Below are 4649 nucleotides of genomic sequence, written 5' to 3' on the forward strand. Positions count from 1 at the left end.
TCCCCGCCGGACGCGCGGCCGGCGCGCCGTCGCCGTGCAGGAGCGCGGCGGCGCGGCCGAGCAGCTCGGCCATCTCGAAGGGCTTGCGCAGGTAGTCGTCGGCGCGCGTGCGCGTGGCGCGGTGCGCCTCGATGGCCGCGTCGGTCGCGTCGCCGGTGTAGAGCAGGAGCGGGACCGCCTGCGAGGCGCGCTTCAGCCGGTTGCACACGGAGAAGCCGCTCATGTCGGGCAGCTCGGCGGCGAGGAGGATGAGGTCGGGCTGCGCCTGCCGGCAGCGCTCGACCGCCTGCTCGCCGGCCGGGAGCGAGGTCACCTCGAGACCCGCCGGGCCGAAGGCGCGGCGGATCTCGTCCGCGAGCGCGGTGTCCGGCTCGACGAGGAGGACGTTCAGGGACATGGTGGGGCCGATCGTACCCTCGTTTCGGAAGGCCGCGAAATGACGGACCAGGTGCGATATCGCGCGGCCCGCAGATGACGCTGGCCTCGCCGGGCGCCCCGGGATAGGCATCGGCCGATGCCCACCTTCTCCCTCACCCTGGATGCGGCGCGGGAGCGCGCCGAGGACCTCTCCGCCGAGCTCTTCGACGCGGGCGCGACCGGCGTCGAAGTGCGCGACGGCGAGGGCACGCCGATGCCGGGCGTGGCCCAGCCGCCGCCAGGCCGCGCCCTCCTCGTCGCGTTCTTCGCGGAGCCCGGGGCCGCCCGGGAGGCGCAGGCGGCGTACGGCGGAGAGATCGCCGAGATCGCCGACGAGGACTGGAGCGAGACCTGGAAGAAGGGCCTCGGTCCGTTCGCCGTGGGCCGCGCCTTCGTGCGGCCGTCCTGGGTGGACGCGCCCACCCCGCCCGGCATGGCCGAGATCGTGCTCGACCCCGGGATGGCTTTCGGCACCGGCACCCACCCCACCACCTCGCTCTGCCTCGCCGCGCTGTCGGAGCTGCTCGACGCGCGTCCGGGCGCGTCCGTGCTCGACGTCGGCACCGGCTCCGGCCTCCTCGCCATCGCCGCCGCGAAGCTCGGCGCGGGCCGCGTCGCGGCGAACGACAACGACCCCGTCGCCGTCGGCGTCGCGCGCGAGAACGCGGAGCGGAACGGCGCCGCGCTGGAGCTGACCGGCGCGCCCGTCGGAGAGATCCCCGGCGTGTTCGACCTCGTCGTGGCGAACATCCTCGCGAACACGCTCGTGGAGCTCGCGCCGGACGTCGCCGCGCGCGTCGCGCCGGGCGGCACGGTGCTGCTCGCCGGCATCCTCGGGCCGCAGGAGGACGAGGTCCGCGCCGCGTACGTCGCGGAGGGGCTCCGCCCGGCCCTCGAGCGGCGCGACGGGGAGTGGAGCCTCCTCACCCTGGAGCGACCGCGCGCGTGACGCTCCGCCGCGTGCACCTGCCCGGCGAGCGCTTCCGGCTGGACGCCGGGCGCGCCGCGCTCACCCCCGAGGCGCGCCACTACCTCCGCGACGTGCTCAGGCTCGCGCCCGGGGCGGAGGTCGAGGTCTTCGACGGTCGCGGCGGCGCCTGGACCGCGTGCGTCGATCCGAGCTTCGAGACGCTCGTCCTCGGCGTGGCGCGCGCGGGGAAGGGCGAGGCGTCCGCCGAGATCTGGCTCCTCGCCGCGCTCGCCAAGGGCGAGAAGATGGATCTCGTCGTCCAGAAGGCGACCGAGCTCGGCGCGGCGGTCGTCGCCCCCTTCGCGGCGGAGCGGTCGATCGTCCGGCTCGAGCCGGACAAGGGCGAGGAGCGCGCGCGGCGGTGGCGGCGGATCGCCGAGGAGGCCGCGCGCCAGTGCGGGCGCGCCGACGTCCCGGAGGTGCGCGCGCCCGCGCCGCTCGCGGTCGCGCTCGCCGCGCTGCCTCCGGGGGCGCTCGCGATCGCGTTCCAGCCGGGCGGCCCGCCGGTGCTCGCGCTCGCCCCGGCCGCGGCGAACGCCTACGCCGCGGTGGTCGGACCGGAGGGCGGGCTCACCGAGGCGGAGCTCGCGGTCCTCGCCGCGGCAGGCGCGCACCGCGCGTCGCTCGGGCCGCGCGTGCTCCGGGCGGAGACCGCCGCCATCGTCGCGGTGGCGCTGCTCCAGGCGCGCTTCGGCGATCTGGGCGCGTCTGGCTGAACGGGGCTGCGCCCGCCCCACCGACGGCTGACCGCCGTCGTCGGGGCCCCATCCTGCTCGCCCCGGCGGGCTCGCTTCGCTCGCCAGTTCTCGAATGATCATCGGCCGTCAGGCCCCTGCCGCGCAGGACCCGTTCCTTGACCCGCCCGCGGGTCGACCGTAGCCTCGACCCGTGCTCTGTCCCCGCTGCGCCCGCGAGACGGATGACCGCGCCGCCTTCTGCGGCGACTGCGGCGCGCCGCTCACGCTTCGCGAGGAGCCGGCGCCGCGTCTGCTCGACGTGGCGCTCGATCTCGATCGGCGCCGATCGCGCACCCCGCCTCCGCGGGTGGCCGCCGCTCCGCGCGCGCCCGAGCAGGAGCTGCTCCCGCCGCTGCCCGTGGAGTCCGAGCCCGACTTCGAGCTCGCGCCCGCGCCGGCGGCGCCGGTGAGCCGCTCGCACTGGGACCTCGGGCGCATGCTCGAGGAGGTCGCGGCCGAGGACGGCCTGTTCGAGGAGTCCGCGCCGCCTCCATTCCAGGAGGACGTTCGCGGCGCCGGGGCCGCGGTCGCCCTGGCCCGCGCCGCGTCGCCTGCGCCCGCGCCGAAGCTCTGGCCGGAGCCGCTGCCGGAGCCCGAGCCCGAGGCGGAGCCCGAGCCGAGGCCCGCGCCAGGGCGGCCTCGCTCCGAGAGCCGCGGGAGCCGCGCCGAGGTCCACCTCCGCCGGGCGGCGGCGTGGCGTCGCGCCGCGGCCTGGGCGATCGACGCCGGCCCGCTCCTCGCCGGGGTCGTGTTCCTCGGCCGCTCGCTGCTGGCGGCCACCCCGGCCGGGGTTCCCGCGCCCCCGAGCGGCCTCGACGGCCTGCTCGACCTCCTCGCCGGCGAGGCGGACGTCGTCCTCTCGCTCGCGGCGCTCCTCGCGGTCGCGCTCGCCGTGTACGCGACCCTCGCGCACGCGCTCGCTGGCGCCACGCTCGGGAAGTGGATGCTGGGCCTGCGCGTGGTCGGCCCCGACGGGAGGCGGCCCTCGCTCGCGCGGAGCGCCGTGCGCGCCGCGCTCGCGGTCCCGTCGGTGGGGCTCCTCGGGCTCGGGTTCCTCCTCGCGCTCTTCACCCGCAGCGGCAGGGCGCTCCACGACCTCCTCGCGCGGACCTGGGTGGTGGAGGCGCCTTGACCCCCACATGACGGGGTCCTACAACCGACCCGTGCCGAAGGACCTCGCCGCCCTCCTCGTCGAAGAAGGCGTGGTCTCCGCCGAGGTGATGGCGCGCGCGCTGGCGCGGCAGGACGAGGCGGGAGGCGCGCTCGACACCGCGCTCCTCGAGCTCGGCGCCGTCGCGGAGGACGCACTCGCGGTGGCGCTCGCCGGGGCCGCCGACGTCCCCCCCGCGCCGCCCGCCGCGTTCGCCGCCGCCGACGCGCGCGCACGGCGGGTGTTCCCCGCGCGCGTGGCCGATCGCCACGGGCTCGCGCCCTTCGCGCTCGAGGCGCGGGAGCTGTCGGTCGTCTCGGTGTTCCCGGTCGACTCGAGCCTGCTCGACGAGATCGGCTTCATGCTCTCCCTGAACCTCTCGGCGTTCGTCGCGCCGGAGTGGCGGGTGCGCCTCCTCGTGCACCAGCTGTACGGCACGCCCCTCGCGCCGCGCTTCGCGGCCCTCGCGAGGGCGGCCGGGGAGCTCCCGGCGGAGGAGCCGGCCGCCGCGCCCGAGGCGACCACGCCGGCCGGCGGGGAGGGGGCCTCGCCGCGTGACCCGGCCGCGCAGGACGCCGCCGCCGCGAGCGGGTTCGGCGAGGAGGACGCCGGCCCGCTCGAGCCCCTCGCCGCGGCGCTCGCGCAGGCGCTCGAGGAGGTCGATCCGGCGCTGCTCACCGACGAGACCGCGCCCCCCGGCGAGGAGGGCGCGCCCGAGGCTCCGCCGGTCGGGGCGCCCGAGGAGGCGCCCGGGCCGCCCGACCGCAGCGCGCCCCCGCGCTGGTCGCTCGAGGACGCGCGGGCCGCGCTCGCGGCGGCGCGCACGCGCGACGAGGTCGTCCTCGCCGCGCTCCGGTACGCGCGCGACTTCTTCCCGTTCGCGGCGATGTTCGCGGTCACGCGCGACGCGGTCGCCGGCCACGACGCGCTCGGGCTCGAGCCCGAGGCGCGCGAGCTCGCCCGCAGCGTCGCGATCTACGCCGACGACCCCGGCATCTTCCGGACCGTCATCGAGACGCGGAGCCCGTACCTCGGGCCGTTCTCGCCGGAGCCCGCCGGCAACGCCGCGATCCTCGGCGGGCTCGATCGCGGCAAGCCGCGCACCGCCCTCGTCGCGCCCGTGCTCCTGCGCGATCGCCCGGTGTGCGTCCTGTACGCGGACAACGGTGACGCGCCCGTCTCCGCGCGCCGGCTCGGCGATCTGCTCCTCCTCAACTCGATGCTCGGGGGCGCGTTCGAGCGGATCATCCGCGAGCGCAAGCGTCGCCGCGCCGCCCCCGCGCGCCGCGGCACCCCCGCTCCCGCTCCCGCGCCGCCCGCCGCGCCGGCGCCCGCGCCGTTCGATCCGTGGTCCGCCGAGGAGCCGCCGCGCGCC

The 4649-nt window shown here is 78.1% G+C and carries 4 protein-coding genes and 1 pseudogene; 4 read left to right on the plus strand and 1 reads right to left on the minus strand.

What is annotated here, in order from left to right; all coding sequences use genetic code 11:
* Positions 1-397 (minus strand): response regulator transcription factor (locus MNZ39_RS23265; protein WP_242341476.1); only part of this gene is annotated, 397 nt, incomplete at its 3' end.
* A gap of 117 nt (positions 398-514) precedes the next feature.
* Here MNZ39_RS23265 and MNZ39_RS23270 point away from each other — a divergent pair.
* The 4 genes and pseudogenes from MNZ39_RS23270 to MNZ39_RS23285 all read left to right on the plus strand — a co-directional run.
* On the plus strand, positions 515-1366 hold the full coding sequence (locus MNZ39_RS23270) for a 50S ribosomal protein L11 methyltransferase (RefSeq protein ID WP_242341477.1): 852 nt from the start codon (positions 515-517) through the stop codon (positions 1364-1366).
* Positions 1363-2103, plus strand: coding sequence for a 16S rRNA (uracil(1498)-N(3))-methyltransferase (locus MNZ39_RS23275; protein ID WP_242341478.1), 741 nt, complete (start codon positions 1363-1365; stop codon positions 2101-2103). The genes MNZ39_RS23270 and MNZ39_RS23275 overlap by 4 nt, the downstream gene beginning before the upstream one ends.
* Positions 2104-2275: 172 nt before the next feature.
* Positions 2276-3256 carry an RDD family protein gene (locus tag MNZ39_RS23280; RefSeq protein WP_242341479.1) on the plus strand — a complete coding sequence of 327 codons (981 nt, stop codon included), beginning with the start codon at positions 2276-2278 and terminating at the stop codon, positions 3254-3256.
* A 31-nt stretch (positions 3257-3287) separates the two neighbouring features.
* Positions 3288-4649: pseudogene (locus tag MNZ39_RS23285) on the plus strand (hypothetical protein); the annotation flags it as partial.

It is taken from the genome of Anaeromyxobacter sp. SG66, assembly GCF_022690805.1.
In the GTDB taxonomy this organism is placed as follows: Bacteria; Myxococcota; Myxococcia; order Myxococcales; family Anaeromyxobacteraceae; genus Anaeromyxobacter; species Anaeromyxobacter soli.